Genomic DNA, 23442 nt, shown 5'->3' with positions numbered 1-23442 from the left:
CGAAGACGGCCCGGTCACCCCGTGTGGGTGGCCGGGCCGTTCGCTTCCCCTCCGGCCTGCAGATTGTGGCTGGGCCCGACCTGGCCCGTAACCTGAGCGGTATGCCGAAACCCGCTCTGCTGGTCACCTGCGCTGTGGGCTTCGAGGATCTCGTCCGCGGAGATCTGCGTGAGCAGCACGATCTGCGTTCGACTCAGGTGGGCCCGGGAGACATTGCGCTGGAAGGGTTTTCGCCGGTCGCGACCTTCGGGCCGATGATCGATCGCGTCGCCGTGGCTCTCGACCCGGCACTGGGCACCGTCGCCGCGCTGGCTGCCGTCGACTGGTCCGCCGTGCTCGACGTCGCGGGTGGTGTGCGATTTCGGGTGCATCTTCCGGGGGAGGACCAGCCGCGGCAACAGCTGATCGAGGCGATCGAAGCCGGCCTCGGCTGGCGCAACGAACCCGCCGACTGGATGGTCAACGTCGACGTCGCACGGCACCGCGCCGAACTCGGCCCGTGGTCGTGGGCGGCACGATTCGGGTCGTTGCGACGGCTTCCGGCGACCACTCCCGGTCCGGTCGCTGCGGGACTGATCCGGTTGGCCAAGGCGCGGACCGGCGATCACCTGCTCGACCCGTGCGCGGGTGTCGGGACTGTGCCTGTCATCGACGGTCTGACTCGCGACGGCAGCACCACGGCGGTCGACGTCGACGCGAATTCGGTTGCCATTGCTGCAGATAACGTCGCTGCGCTCAATCTGTCCGGGCGTGTCAAGGTGCTGCAGGGCGACGCGACCGCGCTGGATCTGCCGGCGGCGAGCGTGGATCGGGTCGTGACCGACCTACCGTTCGGCAAACGCGTCGGCAGCAACGAGATCAACCGCACGCTGTATCCCGCGGTGCTGCGCGAGATCGACCGGGTGCTCATCAGCGACGGCCGCTGCGTGCTACTGACCGATGACAAACGTGTCTTTGCCGATTCCGCTGCTCGGGCGCGGGGTCTGAAGATCGTGGCCGAACGCGTGATCCGCTACAACGGAGTGACGCCCACGGCATACGTGCTCACGCGCAGTCGGCGGACACGCCGAGGCTGAACCGCCCGAGCAGCCGGGATGCGTACAGTAGGCGCGCACCGAATTCGACGCCGTCGGGGGGTGCCACGGCACAGGAGGAATGCGTGGAAGCAACCGAGATCCGCAAGCTCGCCCGCTTGGAGGACAAGCACTGGTGGTATCGCGAGCGCCGTAATCTGCTCGCCACCGCGATCAAGGGCATGGCGCCGGGCCTGGCGGTCGACGTGGGCGCGGCAGGCGGCGGCAACACCCGGGTGCTGGTCAAGGCCGGCTGGCACGCCGTGCCGGTCGAGTATGGCGCGGAGGGGGCCGAGGTCGCGGCCGAGCGGGGCCTGCCGGTGTTGCGAGCGGACGCGTGCTTCCTGCCGGTCGCGGACGACTCCGCGGATCTGGTTGTCGCGTTCGACGTGCTGGAGCACATTCCGGATGACGACGCCGCTGTCGCCGGCGTCTTCCGGGCGCTGAAGCCCGGCGCGACCTTCCTGGTCGCGGTGCCGGCCGACCCGGCGCTGTGGTCCGAGCATGACGTCGCCGTCGATCACGTGCGTCGCTACACCCGCGAGACGCTGCTCGGGGTGCTCACGCGGGGCGGTTTCGAGATCGAGTCCTGCCAGTCGTGGAACGTCCTGCTGCGCCCCGTCGCCGCCTGGCGGCGCAAGAAGTCCACGGGCAGCGACCTCGACGACCTCAACCCACTGGTCAACACAGCGCTGTACGGTGTCATCGCCCTCGAGCGGTACCTCCCGGTCAAGAGTCTGCCCGGCGTCAGCCTCCTGGTACGCGCGCGCAAACCCGCCTAGGCCGTATCGCCGCGGTGGCCGCAGGCCGCATGTCTCCACCTGAGACGAGATCGCGGTCCATGCGACGCCACACATTGCATGGAGGATGCCGGTCCCCTGGACGAGTTGTGGATAACTTCTGCGCTGCGGAAAGCGCCGATGCGATGGTCGGATCCGTGCGAATGCCACGGCTGCCGCACGACCCTCGTCACGTCGACCGTCAGGACTCTCATGCGCTCGCAGCTTCGCTTCATCTTGCCCATTGCCGCCACCACGGTCGCCGTCTGCGTCTCCGGCGCGCTGCTGACTGGTTGTGGTGATGGCATAAGTGCAGCACCCCAACCGTCGGCGACGTCGCCGACGAGCGCCGCGCCCGCCGTGGTGACGCTTGCGCAGGCGAAGGCCATCGCAGCTGACTACGACCTGCGCAACAACGCCGCGATCGATCGGGCTTCACAGCCACCGTATGACGAAAGGGCTTGGGCCTCAGCGGATTCCGGAGTCGCGCTGGCCGGCGACATCTATTCGACTCGCTACAAGAAGTCGGCCGGAACGCACGACGCAGCGCCGTTCACAACACAGGTCGTCAGCGCCTTCGGCAGCACCGCCGCCCGCGCCGACGACGGCCAGGCACCGGCTGTCTGGCTGGCGGCGCACACGACAAGCGTGTCTGCCAGTGCCTCGCGTAGCGATGGTGGGAGTGCCACCGCTGACATGGGTAGTCTTCGACTGATGGTGCCGACGCAGGCAGCAGGACACACGACGGGATGGCGGCTCACCGCATCGATCGGTGGGGTGCGACTGAGCGCGCTGCCGAGGCCGAATCCGGCACCTACCATTCTGACCAAGGCACAGCGCCAGGCGGCGGCTAATGCCGTGCCGGCGGTCATCTCGGCGATCCGTACCGGGGACACCGGTGAATTCGCAGACGCCGGTCCGCTGACCGACTACCGCAACGGCGTGGGATCGAGCGGGCAGAAGGGCATGAACATCAGCTCGGCATGCCGACCGTGGGGGAGTCCGGTGGACACCGACCCGGCAACCGCCGTCGTCGTCGGCACACCGGCACTGCGTCTGGTGCGAGCCGGCACGGTGACGTTGGGCTTCCTCACGCTCGACTGCGCGGTCACGGCGACCTCGAAGACGGACGGGCACGTCGTTCTCTCAAAGGATTCCGCGGCCGCGGAGGGTGATGACGGTAAGCCCAAGTCGCAGATCGACCGGCGCACCGGCGTCACGGTGTTGCTGTCGATTCCGGATTCCGGACGACCGACAGTGCTCGCCGGCGACGCCTCCTATCTGGTGCCGATAGGCCGCTGACCGGGAGCGCGCGGTTCCGCTGGGCTGCCCCTCAGGGGACGTGGAGGGGCGGATCCTGGAGGAGTGTTCCGTACCGCGGTGACATGGCACAACCTGTCGTTGTAGGAGCGCCAAAACGGCATCGCCTGCCAGGTCGACAGCGACGGCTCGTCCGAGATTGCCGACCCGGTCGACGGCCACGACGGTGCGCGAATGTGCGGAGCTGGCGGGTCTCCGATATCGTTGGCCGCGCGAACGGGAGTAGTCCCCTCACTGAGTGTCGACATACTGGCTGCTGATGCGGCCCGGTGCTCAGGGCCGGTTTACCGGCTGGACGAGACGTTCGGACCATCAGCCATCTCGGCTGCGGTTCGACGTCGCCCGGATTCCGTGGAGTCGCTCGAGCTGTTGCCGTCCTGACCGCAAGGACCACGACTCGTGATCGACATCAGTGTCATCGCAGCTACCTTCGCACTCATCTTCGTCGGTGAACTGCCAGACAAGACCGCCATCGCCAGCCTTGTGCTCGGCACCAGATTCCCGTGGCGCTGGGTCTTCGCCGGCGTGGCGAGCGCATTCCTCGTTCACGTCGTCATCGCCGTCGCAGCAGGGTCGGTGCTGACCCTGCTGCCGCACCGCCTTGTCGAGGCCGTCGTTGCCGTGCTGTTCTTCCTCGGCGCTTTCCTGATCTGGCGCGAAGGCACAGAAGACCAGGATCAGGTCGAGGCGAAGGAGGAAGCCGAGGCGGACGGCATACCTGACGGTGCGGGTTTCTGGAAGGTCTCCTCGGTCGGTTTCGGCATCATCCTGGTAGCCGAATGGGGCGATCTCACGCAGATCCTCACTGCCAATCTCGCTGCCCGGTATGGCAATCCGGTGTCGGTCGGCATCGGTGCGGTCGTCGCGTTGTGGTGTGTCGCCCTGCTCGCGATGCTCGGCGGCAAGACCCTGCTCAAGGTGCTGCCGATGGTGTGGATCACCCGGATCGCGGCCGTCGTGATGACCTGCCTCGGCATCTACAGTGTGCTCAATGTCGCCGGAATCTGAGTGACTCCCGCCGCTGGAGTGATGCCCGGATCAGCGTGCGCGGTCAGGCAGGAGCGTGCTGAGTGACCGTAGCTCGCTCGCGACGTTGCTGCGGGCGGCCGCGGTCCACTCCTCGCGGGCGCGAGCGGTGCGGTAGACGTCTGCCCGATCGACCAGAGCGCACAGTATGCCGGTGCGTGCTTCGGCGTAGGCCGGGTCCGGAACGTGCCGGTATTCGGTTCGCACCTGCTCGCAGTACTGCCGAAACCGCGGCATCGGAGCAGCAAGGATCCACAGGTCGGCGTCGTGAAGGGCATCCCCGACCGGATCCGCCGACCGGCTCTGGTGGGTGGTCGTCATCAGGATCAGCTGCTCGACTGCGGTCGCGATGTCCTCCCGGCAGCCGAGTCCGGTCAGGACGGCGGTCGCAAGAGTGGCGCTGGCGCGTTCGCTGGCGCCGGCTTCGGCGGTCACGTCATACACGGCGTCGTGCAACCAGGCAGCGAGGGTCGCCAGGGCTCGCTCAGCCGGCCGATCGGCGCCACCGAGGAGGTTGAGCGCGCTCAGCACCTCGTTCAGGTGCTGGGCGGTGTGATAGCTGCGGTGGCCTTCGTTCCAGCGCAACAGCAGGCCTTCACCATCGCGCCGAGCTTGCGCGGGATCGGCCGTCGGTGACAGCTCAGTGATCGCGCGGACCCAGCTGTCGAGCAGTCCTGTCATGGGCTGTCGGGATCATGCCGGGAATGGCCGAAGCGGTCGGCCATCCGCGGATCGGTCAGCCACCACGGCTGCTGTGCGCCCGCGGGCGCGGACTCAGGCGGCGCAGCGGCATCCGGCTCCGGCAGGTCCGGAGCATCGCTGTCGACGCCCGCGCCGCCCGGCATGCGTGGCCCGGAACCCGGATCGCCCGAGCGGCTCGAACTGCCGGACATCCTCGAACTGCCGGACCTCGTGATCCCACCGGCCGCTGCAGCGGCATCGGCGGCGTCTCGTGCATCCAGCAGGGCATCCGCTGCGCGCGCTTCGGCGGCATCGGCGCGCAGCCACTCGGCGAAGACCGCGCCGAGCATCGGCAGCCCGATCGTCTCGGCCACGACGAGCAGAGCGCCACCGGCGTACTGCTGGTCGAGCGAGGCGCTGATGCCGTCGCGCAGATGGGCAGCGTGCTCGGAGAAGCCCGGAAATGATGGCACCAGAAGTGAATTCGCGGTCATCAGCAGGACGCCAGGGATCGCGTCCACCAGGCCGTCGAGGAATGCCAGGAAGGTGCGCACCGGCGGCGTCGCCCACCGGGGAAGAAGATCGTCCGCGAGCACCGGCAGCACAAAGATGAGCCCCACGAACAGCAGTTGCAACAGCAGCAGGGCCCCGACGAGGTCTGAGTCGATGGCCGCCTTGGCGTAGCCGGTGTAGAAGACCGCAAGGATCCCGCCGAGATCCAGTGCCGTGCTGACCAGGGGAAACATGAAGAAGCGTGCGACCGGGCTGCGCACGGCGCGGTGCACCCACGTGTCGGTGCGACCCGTGGCGGCACTGAACAACCCGATCGGGTCACCAATGGCCAGACCGGCCGGCGTGACCGACCCGACGACCGCCACCTGGGCGGCGAACATCCAGAAGAAGGTGTCCCGGTAGACACCGACCGGGCCGCACGTCACGTAGAGCAGGGTGCCGACTCCGAGCACCAGGTAGGACGCAGTGCGCCACCACGGCCAGGAGTGGCCGCGGCGCCGCGCCGCGAGAAGACCTGCGACATACGGGACGAGGAGGATGATCGCGAGGACGACACCGAATGGTGAGAACGTCCAGGCGGTCAGCCAGGAGGATGCACTGAGCGGAGACACTCCTGGCACTGTAGTCAGGCGCGCTGACCGGCGTCCGCGAGTGCGTCGTCGGCGGCCGGGCCGTCGACGGGCGCATCGGTCTGCGGACCGTCGGAGTCGCTCGGAGCGTCATCCGCGTCGACGTCGGAACCGTCCTCGTGCACGTATTTGCTGCCGCGCAGCAGACTGGCGATCGCGGCGACGATCATCATGATCGCGGCGGCGCCGAAGACCACGACCAGACCGTCGTGGAACGGACCGGACAGCAGGTGCGGGAAGAACTCCTTGCCGGTGAGCGTCTGCACGTTGCTCGGATCCATGTGTGCGAAGACACCCGTCGGTTTCAGGATGCTCTCGATCGGGTTGAAGCCCAGGAAGGCTGCGAACATCGACCCGACCGGCGGCAACGACGCCACCTGGCCGGCCACATCCGCGGGCACGTGCTGGGCGATCAGACCGGTGCGCATCGCGTTCGGCAGGTGCTGTGACAGGCCGACGATCATCAGCGAGAAGAAGATGCCGATCGACAGTGAGGTGCCCGCATTGAAGAAGGTCGCTCGCATGCCGGAGGCCGCGCCGCGTTGGTTGGCGGGGACGGAGTTCATGATCGCCGTGGTGTTCGGCGCGGAGAACATGCCCGAGCCGATGCCGTTGAGGAACAGCAGCGTCGCGAAGATCCAGTACGAGAAGTCGACCGGGATCAGCACCAGGCCGATGAAGGTCGCGGCGTTGATCAGCAGGCCGCCGCTGGCGAAGGCGCGTGCGCCGAAACGGTCCGACAGGTAGCCCGACGCCGGACCGGCGATCAGGAAGCCGGCGGTCAGTGGCAACAGGAAGATGCCGGCCCACAACGGGGTCGATTCGTAGCTGTAACCGCGCAGCGGCAGCCAGATGCCCTGGAGCCAGATGATGAGCATGAACTGCATGCCACCTCGGCCGATCGAGGCGAGGAGACCAGCGAAGTTGCCGGCGCTGAAGGCCTTGATCTTGAACAGGCTCATCGAGAACATCGGGTCCTTGGCGCGGGTCTCGATGAAGCAGAAGGCCACCAGCACCAGCGCCCCGCCGATCAGCCCGGCCAGCACCCACGGGTTGGTCCAGCCCATCGTGTGACCGCCATACGGCTGGATGCCGTAGGTGATGGCGACAAGGATCGCGGTGACGCCCACAGCGAAGGTGATGTTGCCGGGTATGTCGAGGCTCCCTCCGCGGGAGGTGCCGAGTTCGTGCAGCGACTTGTAAGCCCAGATCGTGCCGAGGATGCCGATCGGCACGCTGACCCAGAAGACCGCGCGCCAGTCCCACTGCGACAGCACGCCACCGATGATCAGACCGAGGAACGAGCCGGCGATCGCGGCAACCTGGTTGATTCCCAACGCCATTCCGCGCTCGGTGGCAGGGAAGGCATCGGTCAGGATGGCGGCCGAGTTGGCCATGAGCATCGCTCCGCCGACACCCTGGATGATGCGGCCGAGGATGATCCACATCGCTCCGCCGCCACCGGAGAACGGGTCGAGAGACAGCAACACCGATGCGACGGTGAAGACCACGAAGCCGAGGTTGTAGATCTTGACCCGGCCATACATGTCGCCCAGTCGTCCGAGTGCGACCACCAGCACGGCGGACACCACCAGGAAGCCCATCAGCGTCCACAACAGGTAGCTGATGTTTCCGGCTCCGAGCGGGTCCAGCTTGATGCCGCGGAAGATCGCCGGCAGCGAGATGATCACGATCGAGGAGTTGATGGTGGCCATCAGCACGCCAAGGGTGGTGTTGGACAGCGCCACCCACTTGTAACGCGGGTGGTCTGCCTCATAACGACGCCGGCGGGTGCGCTGGCGCCGTTCTTCGGATGGCGGGACGAGTGGTTCTGTCACAGTCGTTCGGCTTTCGTATCTACGTCAGGGTGTGCGTCGAGTGTGTCGGAGGCTGCCCAGGTGACGGGTAATTAGCTTAGGTAACAAATATAGCAGACCGATTCTCATGGCCGTCGGAGGTCCGAGGACTGGAACGGTCGACCACGATCCGGACCGACGTCGAAGCTGATCGTCTTCGTCGCCGCTCTCGTGGCCGTCGTCCGCCCCCTGCCGCAGGTGTCCGCACGTGGGCGTCGGCAGGCCGACGGAGCAATCGCCGTCTACGCTGACCCGGGTGAGTGTTGACCCGTTGAGTCCATCCCTGCGCGTGGTCGTGATCGGTGCCTCCGGGCGGATGGGCAGCCAGGCCTGCGCGGCAGTTGACGCGGCGCCTGATCTCGACCTTGTGGGCCGGTATGACGCGGGCGACGATCTCGGCGAGTTGCACGGGGCCGACGTGGCGGTCGAGTTCAGCGTGCCGGACGCCTCGATGGGCAATGTCGCCCACTGCGTCGAGCTTGGGGTGCACGCCGTCGTGGGGACGACCGGCTGGAACGCCGAGCGCCTCGCTTCTCTGGAAAGTCTTCTCGCACAACATGATTCGGTAGGAGTGCTCATCGCGCCGAACTTCGCCATCGGTGCGCTGTTGATGATGTCGTTCGCCCGGCAGGCCGCACCGTTCTACGAATCCGTCGAGATCGTCGAGATGCACCACCCCGCCAAGGTCGACGCTCCATCGGGCACCGCCGCCCGGACCGCCTCGATCATCGCCGCTGCCCGCGCCGAAGCCGGGCTCGGACCGGTGCCCGACGCGACGCAGTCCGACCCGGACGGCGCTCGCGGCGCGACAGTGGACGGCATACCGGTGCATGCGCTGCGATTGCGCGGTCGGGTGGCACATCAAGAGGTCGACCTCGGCGCCGAGGGGGAGGCGTTGACGATCCGGCACGACTCGTTCGAGCGCACCAGTTTCATGCCCGGTGTCCTCGCCGGCGTGCGCGCGGTCGGCTCGCATCCGGGCCTCACTGTCGGCTTGGAGAACTACCTCGGATTGGCGTGATCGCCGTCTGGGTTTCGTTCCGCGCGACGAGACGGGTCGATTGGTCGGCCGCCGTCCGAGAGAAACCCGGCAGACCTTCCGCTCACCAGTGGATTCCGGGGATCAGCCGCAGCCCGTCGCGGACCTTACCCGCGAGCCCGCTGCTCTCCGCGAGGTCGTTGACCGGTCCTAGCGTCGAGCGCAACGCGTCGCGCGCATCCAGCAGCAGACCGAACGAATCCATTCCCGAGCCGCCCTGACCACGGTCGGCGCTGTGCGAGGCGCCCTTGGTGGCGGCGGTGGAGTCGGGGAACATCAGGAACATCTGGTGCTGCAGCGCGGCGGTGAACGACGGCGTCAGAAAATGGCTGACGATCGCGAAGCTGCCCAGCGGGGTGTCGATCCGGCGGGGGTGCTCGATGATGCCGCGCACCACGATCGCCGCAGCCTTCTCCGGTGTGAGGACGTCCACCCGGTCGTACGTCTTCGTCGGAGCGATCATCCTGGTGCGCACCAGTGGCATGTGGATGTTGGTGAAAGTGATGTGCTGCGAGACGGTTTCGACGGCGGTCACGTCAGAGAAGGCGTCGAGCGCGGCCTTGCTTGCGACATACGCCCCGAACCGCGGGCCCTTGGCAAGCACTCCGATCGTCGACACGTTGACGATCCGGCCGAAGCGGCGCTGCGCCATCTGCGGCAGCAGTTCGAGCGTCATGTGCACGGCGCCGAAGTAGTTCACCGCCATCGTGCGCTCGTAGTCGTGCAGCCGGTCGGTGGAGTTCAGCGTCGCACGGCGGATCGAGCGCCCGGCGTTGTTGACCAGGACGTCGACATGATCGTGTTCCTCGAGCATCTTCTTGACCGTCAGGCTCACCGAGTCGGGGTCGGTGATGTCGCACTGGTAGGCGTGCACATCCCCGCCCTCGGCGCGCAGCTCGGCGCAGGTCTCCTCGAGCTCCTCGAGTTTGCGAGCCACGATCAGCACACGAGCACCCTTGCGGGCACACGTGCGGGCAGTCTCTTTGCCGATGCCGGCTGAACCACCGGTGATCACGACATGGCGGCCGACAAGGGGGCCGGCCGGGTCGGGGCGGCGGTGCCGGTCGGGGTCGAGGTTGGCGGCCCAGTAGTCGAACAGTCGCGGGGCGTAGTCGGCCAGCGCCGGCAGTTCGACACCGTGCTGTCGAAGCACGGCCTGGGTCTGTCGCGAGGCGAACCGGGTGGGCAGATGCATCACATCGACGACGGTGGCCGGTATGCCGAGCTGCTGCACCAGCAGGTCGCGCCCCAGCCGCAGCGGGGACTTGCGGCCCAGATCCAGCAGCGGCTGGACCATCTGATGCGGCACCACGTTGTATGCCGTCGGGCCGTCGAACGCGGGCTTGATCGCGTTGTAGAGCGCGGTGGTGGTCTGTGGTCGTGGAGCAGTCAGGTGCCACACTGAGCCGGACTCGGCGGTGCGCCGCAGCATCAGGGCGACCAGCGCGTCGGCCACGTAGTCGACCGGCACGATGTTGGTGTCGCCCAGGTCGGGCAGCAGCACCGGGAGCGCCGACGGCATCCGGCCGAGTTCGCGCAGCACCCCGAAGAAGTAGTACGGCCCGTCGATCTTGTCCATCTCGCCGGTGCGGGAGTCGCCGACCACGATCGCCGGGCGGTAGACCTGCCAGGACAGGCCGTCGGTTTGCCGGACCAGTTGCTCGGCCAGGAATTTGGTGTGGTGGTACGGCGAGGGGAAGCCTTGGCCCTTGTCGAAGTCGTTCTCGGTGAATCGCCCGGCGTAGTCGCCCGCGACCGCGATCGACGAGACGTGGTGCAGCATGGCGCGGTGCCGCTTGGCGAACGCGATCACCGCGGCGGTGCCGTCGACATTCGAGCGCTGCTGACTGTCGGCGTCCGCGGTCATGTCGTAGATCGCGCCGAGGTGCAGCACGTGTTTGATGCCGGTCAGACCGTCGCGCCCCGGCAGACCCAAGCGCGGCTCCGTGAGGTCGCCGATCACCGGGTGGATGCGGTCGCTGCCGGGCCAGTCCTCGATCAGGCGGGTGAACCGCTCGGCCGAGGTGGAGCGCACCAGCACGTGGATCTGGGCCTGCGGATCGGCTTCGAGCAGACGCGGCAGCACATGGCGACCGATGAACCCGGTGCCACCGGTGACGAAGTATCCGGTCATCTGAGCACTCCCGCTTTCAGGCGTTGGTGCACCGAAGGTTACCGGTCGGTTCTGGTTGCGACCACTGGTGGCGGACAGTCGGCTCAGCAGTCGCTGACGATGACCACGACAAGGGCGCGCGGGCCGTGCACGCCTTCGACCCGCGACAGTTCGATGTCGCTGGTGGCGCTCGGTCCGCTGATCCAGGTGAGCGGCCGCCCAGCCCGGATCTGATCGGCGACGGCCGTGACGGCAGCGGGCACATCGTCGACCAGTTGCGAAGCGCTGATCACGCAGACATGGCGGTCGGGCACGAGTGTCAGAGCGCGGCGTCCCTGGCCGGGGCCGTGGCTGAGGATCAGCGTGCCGGTCTCGGCGACTCCGAGATCGGCGGTGGTCACGACGGCGTCGATGTCGTCCAACTCGTGCGGCGACAGGACGGCCGAGGGGCCGTGCTCGGTCACGACGGTCGCGGTGATGCGTGCGCGCCAGGCGTCAGGAAATCCGTTCGGTATGACGACGCTGCCGCTGCCCGGGATTGCATCCGCGATCGCGTCAGCCACGCCTCCGGCGTCGACGATGCGCACTGTCGCGCGGTAGTCGGCGACGCGTTCGGCGAACAAGGGCACCAGCTCCGACGCTGCGCGCGGCTGGGAAAGCCGGCGTGCTCCCGAGCCATCCGCAGCGCGAATTCTGTTGTTGGCCAACCGGATCCGCGCGAGGGTCTCATCCCTCGCGCTGCTCATGCGCGCCCCTCGTGGGTGCGCGCCCACCATTGGCGGAAGGTCTCCTGAGGGGGCACCGGCACGTCCCGCGCGCTGCTCCAGGCCGACATCGGCCACGGCAGGGCGCCGAGGCTGGTGCGTCCGCGCAGCGCTCGGGCAGCGGTGGTGACACCCTGCTGTGCCCGTGTCAGACGACGTGCGTCGGAGAACAACCACTCCGCGGAGCGCATCGCGACGCTCTCGGCGGAGGGCCTACCGCTCCGACCCTCGTCGACGACACGGGTCCGCAGGTGCACCAGCAGCCGCGGTATGTCGATCCGCACCGGGCAGGCGTCGAAGCAGGCGCCGCACAGACTCGAGGCATACGGCAGAGACTTCTCGAGCGCGCCTGTGATGCCGCGCAGTTGGGGCGTCAGCACCGCTCCGATCGGCCCCGGATACACCGAGCCGTAGGCGTGTCCGCCGGCGCGTTCGTACACGGGACAGACGTTGAGGCAGGCGGAGCACCGGATGCAGCGCAGCGCCTCTCGACCGACGGGGTCCTCCAGCACGGTGGTGCGACCGTTGTCGACCAACACGACGTGCACGTCCTGCGGCCCGTCGTCCTCAGCGACACCGGTCCACATCGAGGTGTAGGGGTTCATCCGCTCACCAGTGCTCGACCTCGGCAGCAGTTGCAGGAAGACGTCGAGGTCCTCCCAGGTGGGCACGACCTTTTCGATGCCGACGACCGAGATCAGCGTCTGCGGCAGCGTCAGGCACATGCGGCCGTTGCCCTCCGACTCCAGCACGATCAGCGTGCCCGTGTCGGCGACGGCGAAGTTCGCGCCTGAGACGGCCACCCGGGCGCGCAGGAACTTCTCCCGCAGATGCACGCGTGCAGCCTCGGCCAGTGCGGCCGGCTCGTCGGTCAGATCGGCGGGCGCGGCGCGACCTGCCTGCGCCATACGTTCGCTGAAGATCTGGCGAATCTCGCTGCGGCCCTTGTGGATTGCCGGGACCAGGATGTGCGACGGACGGTCGTCGCCCAGTTGCACGATCAGCTCGGCAAGGTCGGTCTCCCACGCCGCTACGCCGGCGGCGGCGAGGGCTTCGTTGAGCTCGATCTCCTGAGTGGCCATCGACTTGACCTTGACGACCTCGTCGACGCCCGTCTGCTGCACCAGGTCGGTGACGATGCGGCAGGCCTCCTCGGCGTCGCGCGCCCAGTGGACGTGGGCGCCCGCCGCGGTCAACCTGTCCTCGAGGGTCATGAGGTGCTCGTCCAGTCGGGCGAGTGTCGCGTCCTTGATGGCGGCAGCGCGTGCCCGCAGGGCCTCCCAATCCGGCACTTCCGCCACCACCTCGGCGCGCTTGCCGCGGATCGTGTGGGTGGCATGCCGCAGATTGCGTCGCAGTTGGGAGTTGCCGACCGCGTCGGCCGCGGCGTGCGGAAAGCTCGGCATCCCCACGAAGGTCGCGGTCGTGCTGCCGACCGGGTTGGCCGGCTCGGAGGTGCGATGTGACCGACTCATGCCGGCTGCTCCCGGGTGCTCGCGAGCACCTCGGCCAGGTGCATCCATCGCACACCGGACCGGCCTCGATCCAGCAGCCCGCCGATATGCGCCAGGCACGAATTATCGCTCGCCACAACGACTTCGGCACCGGTGTCGCGGATGTGCCGCGCCTTGTCGGACCCCATGGCCACTGACACGGCGGCGTTCTTCATCGCGAACGTGCCGCCGAAACCGCAGCACTCGTCGGCGCCGGGCAGTTCGATCACCTCGATGCCCTCGACCGCGCGCAACAGTTGCAGCGGCTTGTCGCCGACCCGCAGCATGCGCAGTGAGTGGCAGGTCGGGTGATAGGTGACGCGATGCGCGAACGAGGCACCGACGTCGGTGACGCCCAGCACGTCCACCAGATACTCGCTGAGTTCGTACACCCGCGGAGTCGTCTGCTCGACCGCACGCTGCAGTCCGGGGTCGCCGGACCGCCGCGCCAGGGCGGCATACTGCTCGCGGACCGAGCCCACGCACGAGGCCGATGGGGCGACGACCGCGGCATACGGCTCGAAGGTGTCGACGAATCCGCGCACCAACGGGATCGCTTCGTCGGCGTACCCGGTGTTGGTGAACATCTGGCCGCAACATGTTTGTTTCCAGGGAAATTCGACAGTGACGCCGAGGCGTTCGAGCACCTGCACCGTTGCCCGGGGTGTGCCCGGCCACATGGTGTCGTTGAAGCACGTCGCGAACAGCGCGACGCGTTTTGGTGCCTCCGCGCGCTCCGGCCCGGCGTCGGTCACGGCGTCACGAGCTTGTCCCGCAGCGCCGTCACCTGCTCGTCGGACCAACCCTGAGATCGCAACCAGTCCGGCACGGATCCGGCCTCCTCGGCGACGGCATCCAGCAGACGGTCGATCACCTCGGGGCGCGAGTAGTGCGCCTGCATCGGCACACCCGCCAGGTTTTCGGCATAGCCGGGAAGCACGCGCAGGCGCTCGACGATGCGTTCGACGCGCTCGGTGCTCGCGGCGTAATCGGCCACCACTGCGTCGCGCGGCACTCCGGCGACGGTCAGGGCGAGGGCGACGACAGTGCCGGTGCGGTCCTTGCCGGCCGCGCAGTGCACGACCGTCGCACCGGCGCTGCGCGCCAGCACGGCGAGTGCGGCGCTGATCGAGTCCGGTCGCTCGGCGAGGTAGCCGAGGTAGTGACTGGCGGTCGGGTCGACATCACGCGGCTGCTCGGCGCGACCGTGCCAGGGCAACACGAGTGCGTCGGCGGTGTCGGCGGGGCGGTCGTCGGGAAACAACGAAAAGTGATAGTGCGCAACGTCATTCAGCGCCTGCATCGGTGCCGGCCCGGTGATGCGCAGCTCGGTGTTGCTGCGCAGGTCGACCACGTCGGTCACGCCGTACTGCTGCAGCAACCGGTCGATGTCGGCGGCGGTGAGGTCCTGCAGATTGTCCGAGCGCAGCAACCGCCCGGGCTGCACGGTGCCACCGTCGGTGGTGGGAAGTCCGCCGACGTCGCGCATGTTGGCGACGCCCTCAAGGTCGATCCAGGCTGGCTCGGTCACCGTTGCAGCGTATGCCGCGGGCCGACCTCGTCGGCGGCGCCCGCCCGTTCTGCGACGGGCCGTGGTCGGCTTACCCGCGGCCTGCGGCCTGCGGCCTGCGGCCTGCGGCCTGCGGCCTGAGACCTGCGGCCTGAGACCTGCGGCCTGAGACCTGAGACCTGCGCCTCGCGACTTGGGATCCGCTCGGCGATCAGCGCACGCGTCCGTCGCCGTTGTCAGCCGAGGCCGAAGGCGCGCAGCAGGGCTGCCGTCGCCGACGCGGCCACCACCACGACGAGGAAGGGCGCTCGCAACGCAAGGCACACAAGCGCCACGGCCAAACCGGCGGTGCGCGCGTCGAGCGCGTAGCCGCCGCTGCCCGAGGTGAAGGTCTGGATGGCGATGAGCGCGGCCAGCAGCGCGACCGGCAGATAGTGCATGATGCGGTTCGTCACGGGATGGCCGAGCGCGGATTGCGGCACGACATACCCGGCGAATTTCGTCGCGAACGAGATGAAGCTGGCGACCAACACCGTGACCCAGATGCTCATGAGATTCCAGCGTCCGGCCCGGGAGCCTCCGACGATCCTGCCGCGTCGGTCGGCCCCGACCCGGACCCGAGCGCTGACCGCATCTCGACTGCCGACCCGACTGCCGACTCGGCTGCCGACCTGACCGCCGACCCCGGCCCGCCCGGCAGGATGCCGGCCACCACCGCAGCGATTGCAGCGACGAGCACCGGTATGCCGCTCGGCGCGTGCGGCGAGACCGCCAGCGCGATGAGCGCTGCGCTGACCGCTGTCAGCTGCGCGCGTCGCGTGCCCAGGCGGGGCCAGATCAACGCGCAGAATGCGGCCGGCGCGGCGGCGTCGAGGCCGTATCGCCTCGGGTCGCCGATGGCATCGCCAAGCACTGCTCCGACGGCCGACATACCGCCCCACAGGACGTACACCGCGAGACCGGTCCACCAGAATCCGGTGCGCGCGAGGTCGCGGTCGGTCTGGGTCACTGATACGGCCGTCGACTCGTCGATGGTGAGTTGCGCGGCGAGCGCACGCCGCCAGCCGGTGACCTGCAGCAGCCGGCTGACCTGGATCCCGTAGAAGCCGTTGCGCAGCCCGAGCAGCGTGGAGGTGCCGATCGCACTCGCGCCGGATCCGCCGGCACCCAGCACGCCGATGAGCGCGAATTGCGACCCACCGCTGAACAACAGCAGTGACAAGGCGATCGCCTGCCAGACCGACAACCCTGATGTCACTGCCAGCGCGCCGTAACTGATGCCGTAGGCGCCGGTGGCGACGCCGACCCAGATCCCTTTGCGTATGACGGCGCGTCGCGCGTCCGCGGTGGCCGTCCCGTCGACGGCCGTGCTGGTCCCGTCGACGCCCGGATCGACTCCCGGATCGACTCCAGGAACACGCGGGCGACTCGGATCCGTCGGCTCCACCGGATTCATCGGATCAGTCGGCATGCTCGCGCAGGTCGGCGACCAGGCGTACCTCGCGAGCGGTGCGGTCGTCGGCGCCCACGACGTGGTCGCGCCACGCGCCGTCCGGGGTCAGCCCTGCCGCGGCGGCGAAGGCGCGCAACTCGTCGTCTTCTGCGGGCAGCCAGGCGAGCACGGTCGTGAAGTCGCCGGCGCGGAGGGTGTCGACCGCGGCGTTCAGCAGGCGTGAGCCGTGACCGCGGCGCCGGGCATCCGGATGGACGCCCATCGCGAGGATCTCGCCGGTCGGATCTTCCTCGGACTGCTGGTGGTCGGGATCGCTGGTCGGGCCGATGGCAGCGAAGCCGACGATCTGGTCCGCTTCCGTCGCCACCAGCAGTCGGTGCAACGGTGATGGAGGCTGCCGCAACGATCGGGCCCATACCTGCGCGAAGGCCGCGGGCTCGAACTGCGCCAGGACCGATTCATCGACGATGCCGACGAACGCGGTGCGCCATACGGCAGCTTGCACTGCCCCGACTGCCGGGGCGTCGGTGGCTCGGGCGGTGCGAACACTGGCGTCACTCATCGGGTCAGCTTGGCAGTGCGGCGCACGTATGACGAAACGTCCGCACAATTGCGTAAATGTGTAACAAAGGCGCATACTTGAGGTCATGTACGGCAACGACTTTGCGCTCCCGTCGGACAACACCGAGACGCCTGGACAGCAGGCGCAGGCGGCAGCTCCGAACGCCGACACACCTTTGAACGCCGCCGACAACGGCGCCCTCGACGCAGTCGTCGGCACCGCGACGACGCGCGGCCCGGGCGGCAGCTTCGACGCACTGCTGGCGGCCGATCAGCGCATTGAGCCTCGCGATGACATGCCCGACGCCTACCGGCAGACGCTCATCCGTCAGATCGCCCAGCATGCGCATTCGGAGATCATCGGGATGCAGCCGGAGGGCAACTGGATCAGTCGCGCCCCGTCACTGCGGCGCAAGGCGATCCTGATGGCCAAGGTGCAGGACGAGGCCGGCCACGGGCTCTACCTGTATTCCGCAGCGGAAACGCTCGGTGTCGACCGCTCGGAGTTGCTCGACAAGCTGCACGCCGGCAAGCAGCGGTACTCCTCGATCTTCAACTACCCCACGGCAACCTGGGCCGACGCGGGCGCGATCGGCTGGCTGGTCGACGGTGCCGCGATCATGAACCAGGTGCCGTTGTGCCGCTGCTCGTACGGTCCGTACGCGCGCGCCATGATCCGGGTGTGCAAGGAGGAGTCCTTCCATCAGCGGCAGGGCTTCGAGATTCTCTGGACTCTCGCTCGTGGAACCGACCGGCAGCGTGCGATGGCTCAGGATGCCGCGAACCGATGGTGGTGGCCGGCGCTGATGATGTTCGGCCCGCCGGACACCGGCGAAGCGGCCACCGGCGGTCACACCGAGCAGTCGATGGCCTGGGGGATCAAGCGATTCAGCAACGACGAGTTGCGTCAGCGCTTCGTGGACATGACTGTGCCGCAGGCGGACAAGCTCGGCCTGACTCTGCCTGATCCCGATCTGCGGTGGAATGCCGAGCGTGGGCACTACGACTTCGGTGCCATCGACTGGGACGAGTTCTGGCAGGTGCTCAAGGGCGACGGGCCGTGCAACTCTCAGCGCATCGCCCACCGCGTGAAGGCGCATGAGGACGGCGCGTGGGTGCGCGAGGCCGCGAACGCGTACGCCGCAAAGCAGGCGGCTCGCGCAACGGCCGATTCCACCAGCGCCACTGCACTTGCCGGCGCAACCGCCGCATCGAGCGTGGCGGCAGGGTCAGCAACAACTGCGGCAGAAGGACAGGTGGCCTGATGACGACGGAGCAGACCCCCACGACGGAGCAGACCCCCACGACGGAGCAGACCCCCTTGAGCGCACCGGCCTCCGGCTCGGGTGACGCGGCGACGCCCTCCGCGGATCGTGGGAACTGGCCCCTGTGGGAGGTCTTCGTGCGAGCCAAGCGCGGTCTCGCCCATGGCCATGTCGGTTCGCTGCACGCGCCCGACGCCGAACTCGCCCTGCGCAACGCGCGCGATCTCTACACCCGCCGCCAGGAGGGCGTCTCGATCTGGGTGGTGCGGGCCGGCGACATCGTCGCGAGCAGCCCGGATGAGAAGGGCGCGTTCTTCGATCCCGCCGCCGACAAGGTCTACCGCCACCCGACGTTCTACGACGTGCCGAAGGATGTCGAATACCTATGACGGACAACGATTCTGCGGTTGCAGTTGCATCATCGACGGCATCGGTTCCGGCGACCGTCGTGTCGGCGGAGACTGCGGCATACGTGCTCGGACTCGGCGACGATGCGCTGATCTACGCCCAGCGCTTGGGGGAGTGGATCTCCCGCGCGCCGCAGATCGAGGAGGACATGGCGCTGGGCAACATCGGCCTCGATCTGCTCGGACAGGCGCGCGCGCTGCTCACGCGGGCCGGCCAACTCGACGGCACCGGTCGCGACGAGGATCGCCTGGCGTACTTCCGTGACGAGCGCGAATTCCGCTGCGTGCACCTGGTGCAGCAGCCGCGTGGCGACTTCGCTCACGAGATGGCTCGGCTGCTGTGGTTCTCCAGCTATCAGACCGAGTTGTATGCCGCGCTCGCCGGTTCCGCGGACGAGATCGTCGCCGGGGTGGCGCGCAAGGCAACCAAGGAAGTCAGCTATCACCGTGACCACGCGCGGCAGTGGATGCTGCGACTCGGTGACGGCACCACGCAGTCGCACGAACGCATGCAGGACGCGTTGAACTGGGTCAGCGGATACACCTCGGAGTTGTTCTTCGACGACCGGGTCTCGGTGGCCGCTGCGGACTCCGGGATCGGTGTATTGCCGAGTCGATTGCTTTCGGGTGCAACGCAATTCGTGCAGTCGGTCGTTGCTGAAGCGACGCTGGTGATGCCGGATCCGCCGCTGCAGAACGCACGCGGCGGTCGTGACGGTGTGCACTCGCAGGCGATGGGATACCTGCTGGCGGAGATGCAGCACATTGCGCGCTCGCACCCCGATGCGACGTCGTGGTGAGCCGGCGACGATGAGCAGCCTCAAGATGACCGATTCGGCAACGGTTGCTCACGTTCCGGCTGCTGCGACAGTGTCCGCTGCGGGCCCGGTGGGCACCGGCGTTGAGTGTGTGGCCACCGCGGACCCAGCCGAGGCGTCCGGTTCGTCCGTGAACCCGGCAGTGGCGTCCGGTTCTTCCGCGGATCCGACACTGGCGTCCGGTTCGTCCGCGGACCCGACACTGGCGTCCGGTTCGGAACCGGCTTCGTCGTCCCTGCTGCCCGCGGCGGCCGACATCGTCATACGCGTCGAGGCGCACATCCGCGCGGTGCCCGATCCGGAGATCCCGGTGATCTCGATCGACGATCTTGGCATCGTGCGCGACGTCGTCGTCAACAGCGCGGACAGTTCGGTGTGGGTGACGATCACGCCGACGTACAGCGGCTGCCCGGCGATGCGCGCGATCGAGCGCGCGATCGTCGATGCTGCCGCGCGTGACGGCTTTGCGGCATACGTCGATACTCGACTGTCGCCTGCGTGGACGACAGACTGGATCAGCGAATCCGGCCGAAACGCGTTGCGGGAGTTCGGGATTGCGCCACCGGATGCCAGCGCCCACATGACTGGATCGGGCGCTCACGCGGCCGGCGGAGCAGTGTCGCTGACACTGCAGCGGCGATCGGTGGCGTGCCCGGTCTGCGGATCGACTGACACCGAGGAACTGTCCCGGTTCGGTGCCACCGCCTGCAAGGCGCTGCGTCGTTGCCTGACCTGTCGTGAACCGTTCGAGGAGTTCAAACCACTGTGAGCTTGTTGCAGACACCCTCCGATGACCACGGCGCTGATGACCGTGCCTCTGATGACCGCCGCGTTGACACCAGTGGCCTGGATGCGGGTGGCGCCGATGCCAGTGGCGCCGATGCCGATGGCGGCTCCCGTGCGACCGGCCTCGCGCCCGTGCGGACGCGTCGACCTGCCTTCCATCCACTGACGGTCAGCAGCGTCGACCGGCTGACCTCGACCAGCGTGGCAGTGACGTTTGCCGTTCCGTCGGAATTGTCCGAGCAGTTCGCATTCGAGCCGGGCCAGCACCTCACGCTGCGGGCAACAATCGATGGCGACGACGTGCGCCGGTCCTACTCGATCTGCATGTCACGGCCAGAAGCGTTGCGACGTAAGGAAATTCGCGTCGGATCTGCGGTCGTCGACGGTGGACGTATGTCGACCTGGCTCAACAACGAGGTTGCGGTCGGTGACGTGATCCAGGTGATGTCACCGCTCGGCACATTCACGCGACCGGAGCGCGATGCCACGTCGGTGGCCGAAGGTGAGGCCGTTGACGACGAAGTCGGCAACAAGGTCGGCGATGACGGGAACGCTGCGGGCGACCTCACACGCAACTCGCCCGACGTCCACGACGGTGCCGTCGATGACAGCGTGGCGGTCGGCGACAGCACCGCCCACGACGACCGCGTGCCCGACGACAACAGCACCGCCCACGACGACAGCGTGGCGGTCGGCAACAGCACCGCCCACGACCACAGCATGGCCCTCTACACCGCCGCCCAAGGGACCGCTGATCGAGTCGGCGCCGGTCGGGCTCGTCACCATGTCGCTGTTGCCGCCGGATCGGGCATCACACCGGTCTTGTCAATCGCGGCGTCGATACTGCAGGAACATCCGGACGAACGCGTCACGCTCATCTACGGCAACCGGCGCACCGATTCGGTGATGTTCCTCGAGGAACTGGAAGACCTCAAGAACGCCCACCCCAGTCGGTTCCACCTCATGCTCGTCTTGTCGCGCGAGATGCAGGACGTGGAGTTGTTCAACGGTCGCATCGACGCAGAAAAGCTGGCTGCCCTGACCGACTCGTTGGTCGCCGTCGAAGACGTCGACGACTGGTACCTGTGCGGCCCGTTCGGACTGGTCGAAGACGCCCGAATCTTCCTGTCCGACAAGGGAGTCGAGCGTTCGCGCATCCACCACGAGATTTTTCACGTTGACGAGCCAGCGGCTACCGAGGCGGGCTCACCCGCCGGTGCCGGCGCTGGCACCGACGCCCTTGCCGATGTTCTTGCCGGAGCGCGCAGCCGGGTGAGCACCTCCACAGATGATGGTGGGAGCGGCGGCGTGGGTGGCTCGGTCGATTCGGTGGGTCAGATGCCTAACGTCGATGGCTCGACGGGTGCGGCTGTGGTCACAGTGAATCTCGACGGTCGCACTACACGCATCGACATGGCTGACCGCACCGAGACGATTCTCGCGGCGACGCTGCGCGAACGACCAGATGCGCCATACAGCTGCACAGGCGGCGTCTGTGGAACGTGCCGGGCACGGGTCGTGACCGGTGAGGTCACGATGGACCGGTGCTACGCCCTTGAACCCGAAGAGATCGCGGCCGGGCTGGTGCTCGCGTGTCAGGCCCACCCGGTGACCGACGAGGTCGCGTTGGACTACGACGCCTGAGCCGCTCGAGCACGATTGGTCCTCAGCCATGTGAAGCCGTCGACGCCTGAGCTACCTGACCGACGGGTCATTGACCGTCCCGCGTCTTTGGTCATCTGACACCTTCGACGCCGGCATCCGATGCCTGAAGGACCATCCGAGGTCTTCGACGCACGGGCAATCGCGACATACTCGTCAGCAATCCAGCCGCGTCTGGATCGCAATCCACCAGCAGGACGACGGGAGAACCGATGACTGAGCCGCAGTGGGTGCGTCACAGCATCTGGTGGCATGTCTATCCGCTCGGTTTCGTCGGAGCCGACATCACCGGGAGGGAACGCCATCCATCCGCGGACGCACTCGGCCACCCGCGCACCATGCGAGCGTTGATCGACTGGCTCGACTACATCGTGGACGTCGGACTGAACGCCATCGCGCTAGGTCCGATCTTCCGGTCAGCGACGCACGGCTACGACACCCTCGACTTCTTCGACATCGACGAGCGGCTCGGCACGATCGACGACTTCAGCGCGCTGGTGTCGGCGTGCCACGCTCGTGGTGTCCGGATCATGCTGGACGGCGTCTTCAACCACGTCGGTCGCGACTTTCCCTGTCACGAAAGCCTCACAAAGGCAACTGTTTTCGAGGGGCATGAGCAGCTCGTCGAACTCGATCACGACAATCCCGCAGTTGCCGATCTCGTCGTTGATGTGATGGTGCACTGGGCAGATCAGGGGATTGATGCGTGGCGACTGGATGCGGCATACAGCGTGAATCCCGAGTTCTGGGCGACGGTGCTGCCTCGGGTGCGCGAGCGGCATCCGCAGCTGTATGTCGTAGGCGAGGTGCTGCACGGGGATTACCCGGACATGGTCGAAGCGAGCGGCATGGACAGCTGCACGCAGTACGAATTGTGGAAGGCGATCTGGAGCGGCCTGCTTGACCGCAATATGTTCGAACTGGAATGGTCCCTTCGCCGGCACAACGAACTGCTGTTGAGATTTGTACCGTGGACATTCGTCGGCAATCACGATGTCACCAGGCTGGCCTCCCGACTGGATGATCAACGCCTGCTGCCTCACGCCCTCGTGCTGCTGATGACGATCGGGGGAACGCCGGCGATCTATTACGGCGATGAGCAGGCGTTCCGGGGAATCAAGGAGGAGCGCGTCGGTGGCGATGACGAGATCCGCCCCGCATTTCCTGCCAAGGCGGAGGACCTGGCACCCTTCGGCTGGCCGATCTACCGCCTGACGCAGCGGCTGGTTGCGCTGCGCCGGCAACATCCGTGGTTGCATCGCGCATCGTCCGCCACAGTGCACCTCACCAATGAGGAATATGCGTATCGTGTCGAAGCAGAAGGGCATTCGCTGACCATCGTGCTGAATCTCAAGCCCGTCGCGGTGACGATTCCGGTGCCTGGACCGAGGCTTTCAGCGGTCGTTGTGGGTTCGGCGGGATCGAGCGCGGGGTTTGCCGATGCGCCGGATATCCCCGACGTCGCGGGTGCAGCACGTACCGCAGACGAAGGACGAGCCAGTGGTGACGTTGTGCTTGGTGATGTCCTTCGGTGCGACGTCACCCCTGACGTTGTTCCGCGTGACGTCGATCTGAGTCACGTCGATCTGAGTGACGTCGATCTGGCTGACGACCTGCATCGGTGCGCTGTCGTGGATGACGGCACCGCGGTGGTCGTTCCGGCATACGGCTGGGCGATCTGCCGGTAGCCACTG

General features: G+C 67.5%; 22 protein-coding genes. 11 read left to right on the top strand and 11 right to left on the bottom strand.

What is annotated here, in order from left to right:
• Positions 1–101: 101 nt before the first annotated feature.
• The 4 genes from BKA23_RS10945 to BKA23_RS10930 all read left to right on the top strand — a co-directional run bounded on the left by BKA23_RS10945 (position 102) and on the right by BKA23_RS10930 (position 4180).
• Entirely contained in the window at positions 102–1076 is a 975-nt protein-coding gene (locus BKA23_RS10945; protein WP_145227928.1) for a TRM11 family SAM-dependent methyltransferase, read from the top strand.
• Positions 1077–1159: 83 nt separating this feature from the next.
• Complete coding sequence (locus BKA23_RS10940; protein WP_145227926.1) at positions 1160–1855, top strand: class I SAM-dependent methyltransferase; 696 nt, start codon at positions 1160–1162, stop codon at positions 1853–1855.
• Between the two features lie 210 nt (positions 1856–2065).
• Positions 2066–3154 (top strand): hypothetical protein, encoded by a 1089-nt coding sequence (locus tag BKA23_RS10935; RefSeq protein WP_145227924.1) that lies wholly within the window; start codon positions 2066–2068, stop codon positions 3152–3154.
• Between the two features lie 417 nt (positions 3155–3571).
• Complete coding sequence (locus BKA23_RS10930; protein ID WP_145227922.1) at positions 3572–4180, top strand: TMEM165/GDT1 family protein; 609 nt, start codon at positions 3572–3574, stop codon at positions 4178–4180.
• A gap of 30 nt (positions 4181–4210) precedes the next feature.
• Here BKA23_RS10930 and BKA23_RS10925 read toward each other — a convergent pair whose 3' ends face one another.
• The 3 genes from BKA23_RS10925 to BKA23_RS10915 are packed head-to-tail and all read right to left on the bottom strand — an operon-like array spanning position 4211 to position 7859.
• A complete protein-coding gene (locus BKA23_RS10925; RefSeq protein ID WP_145227920.1) occupies positions 4211–4879 on the bottom strand; it encodes an HD domain-containing protein in 669 nt (222 codons plus the stop codon).
• Positions 4876–6003 carry a cytochrome c oxidase assembly protein gene (locus tag BKA23_RS10920; RefSeq protein WP_170226465.1) on the bottom strand — a complete coding sequence of 376 codons (1128 nt, stop codon included), beginning with the start codon at positions 6001–6003 and terminating at the stop codon, positions 4876–4878. The genes BKA23_RS10925 and BKA23_RS10920 overlap by 4 nt, the downstream gene beginning before the upstream one ends.
• Before the next feature lie 14 nt (positions 6004–6017).
• Positions 6018–7859, bottom strand: a complete 1842-nt coding sequence (locus BKA23_RS10915; RefSeq protein WP_246104579.1) for an MFS transporter — start codon at positions 7857–7859, stop codon at positions 6018–6020.
• 274 nt (positions 7860–8133) lie between these two features.
• On the opposite strand from BKA23_RS10915, the gene dapB reads away from it, so the two are divergent.
• Complete coding sequence (gene dapB, locus BKA23_RS10910; RefSeq protein WP_281287549.1) at positions 8134–8898, top strand: 4-hydroxy-tetrahydrodipicolinate reductase; 765 nt, start codon at positions 8134–8136, stop codon at positions 8896–8898.
• Positions 8899–8980: 82 nt separating this feature from the next.
• Here dapB and BKA23_RS10905 read toward each other — a convergent pair whose 3' ends face one another.
• From BKA23_RS10905 to BKA23_RS10870, 8 genes are all read right to left on the bottom strand, one after another.
• The gene (locus BKA23_RS10905; protein WP_145227916.1) at positions 8981–11050 is read right to left on the bottom strand and encodes an SDR family oxidoreductase; all 2070 of its coding nucleotides are present in this window, start codon (positions 11048–11050) and stop codon (positions 8981–8983) included.
• Positions 11051–11133: 83 nt separating this feature from the next.
• Entirely contained in the window at positions 11134–11775 is a 642-nt protein-coding gene (locus BKA23_RS10900; RefSeq protein WP_145227913.1) for a LutC/YkgG family protein, read from the bottom strand.
• Entirely contained in the window at positions 11772–13268 is a 1497-nt protein-coding gene (locus tag BKA23_RS10895) for a LutB/LldF family L-lactate oxidation iron-sulfur protein (protein WP_145227911.1), read from the bottom strand. The genes BKA23_RS10900 and BKA23_RS10895 overlap by 4 nt, the downstream gene beginning before the upstream one ends.
• Entirely contained in the window at positions 13265–14041 is a 777-nt protein-coding gene (locus BKA23_RS10890; protein WP_281287548.1) for a (Fe-S)-binding protein, read from the bottom strand. The genes BKA23_RS10895 and BKA23_RS10890 overlap by 4 nt, the downstream gene beginning before the upstream one ends.
• Positions 14038–14817 (bottom strand): tyrosine-protein phosphatase, encoded by a 780-nt coding sequence (locus BKA23_RS10885; RefSeq protein ID WP_246104578.1) that lies wholly within the window; start codon positions 14815–14817, stop codon positions 14038–14040. The genes BKA23_RS10890 and BKA23_RS10885 overlap by 4 nt, the downstream gene beginning before the upstream one ends.
• Before the next feature lie 215 nt (positions 14818–15032).
• On the bottom strand, positions 15033–15347 hold the full coding sequence (locus BKA23_RS10880; protein WP_145227909.1) for an AzlD domain-containing protein: 315 nt from the start codon (positions 15345–15347) through the stop codon (positions 15033–15035).
• Positions 15344–16267, bottom strand: coding sequence for an AzlC family ABC transporter permease (locus BKA23_RS10875; RefSeq protein WP_246104577.1), 924 nt, complete (start codon positions 16265–16267; stop codon positions 15344–15346). The genes BKA23_RS10880 and BKA23_RS10875 overlap by 4 nt, the downstream gene beginning before the upstream one ends.
• On the bottom strand, positions 16257–16811 hold the full coding sequence (locus BKA23_RS10870; RefSeq protein ID WP_246104576.1) for a GNAT family N-acetyltransferase: 555 nt from the start codon (positions 16809–16811) through the stop codon (positions 16257–16259). Before BKA23_RS10870 ends, BKA23_RS10875 begins: the two co-directional genes overlap by 11 nt.
• An 85-nt stretch (positions 16812–16896) precedes the next feature.
• Here BKA23_RS10870 and paaA point away from each other — a divergent pair, with 85 nt between their 5' ends.
• From paaA to BKA23_RS10830, 6 genes are all read left to right on the top strand, one after another.
• Positions 16897–18075 carry a 1,2-phenylacetyl-CoA epoxidase subunit PaaA gene (gene paaA, locus BKA23_RS10865; RefSeq protein WP_145227907.1) on the top strand — a complete coding sequence of 393 codons (1179 nt, stop codon included), beginning with the start codon at positions 16897–16899 and terminating at the stop codon, positions 18073–18075.
• Between the two features lie 56 nt (positions 18076–18131).
• Positions 18132–18464: a 1,2-phenylacetyl-CoA epoxidase subunit PaaB gene (paaB, locus tag BKA23_RS10860; RefSeq protein ID WP_246104615.1), complete on the top strand. Its 333-nt coding sequence runs from the start codon at positions 18132–18134 to the stop codon at positions 18462–18464.
• Positions 18461–19282 (top strand): 1,2-phenylacetyl-CoA epoxidase subunit PaaC, encoded by an 822-nt coding sequence (gene paaC / locus BKA23_RS10855; protein WP_145227903.1) that lies wholly within the window; start codon positions 18461–18463, stop codon positions 19280–19282. The genes paaB and paaC overlap by 4 nt, the downstream gene beginning before the upstream one ends.
• Positions 19283–19292: 10 nt before the next feature.
• Entirely contained in the window at positions 19293–20069 is a 777-nt protein-coding gene (paaD, locus tag BKA23_RS10850) for a 1,2-phenylacetyl-CoA epoxidase subunit PaaD (protein WP_342783606.1), read from the top strand.
• On the top strand, positions 20066–21730 hold the full coding sequence (locus BKA23_RS17835) for a 2Fe-2S iron-sulfur cluster-binding protein (protein ID WP_425473765.1): 1665 nt from the start codon (positions 20066–20068) through the stop codon (positions 21728–21730). Before paaD ends, BKA23_RS17835 begins: the two co-directional genes overlap by 4 nt.
• A 230-nt stretch (positions 21731–21960) precedes the next feature.
• Positions 21961–23436, top strand: coding sequence for an alpha-amylase family protein (locus BKA23_RS10830; RefSeq protein ID WP_145227901.1), 1476 nt, complete (start codon positions 21961–21963; stop codon positions 23434–23436).
• Positions 23437–23442: the final 6 nt, after the last annotated feature.

The sequence above is a fragment of the Rudaeicoccus suwonensis genome, from assembly GCF_007829035.1.
GTDB lineage: Bacteria > Actinomycetota > Actinomycetes > Actinomycetales > Dermatophilaceae > Rudaeicoccus > Rudaeicoccus suwonensis.
This window is presented reverse-complemented; position numbering and strand designations above follow the sequence as displayed.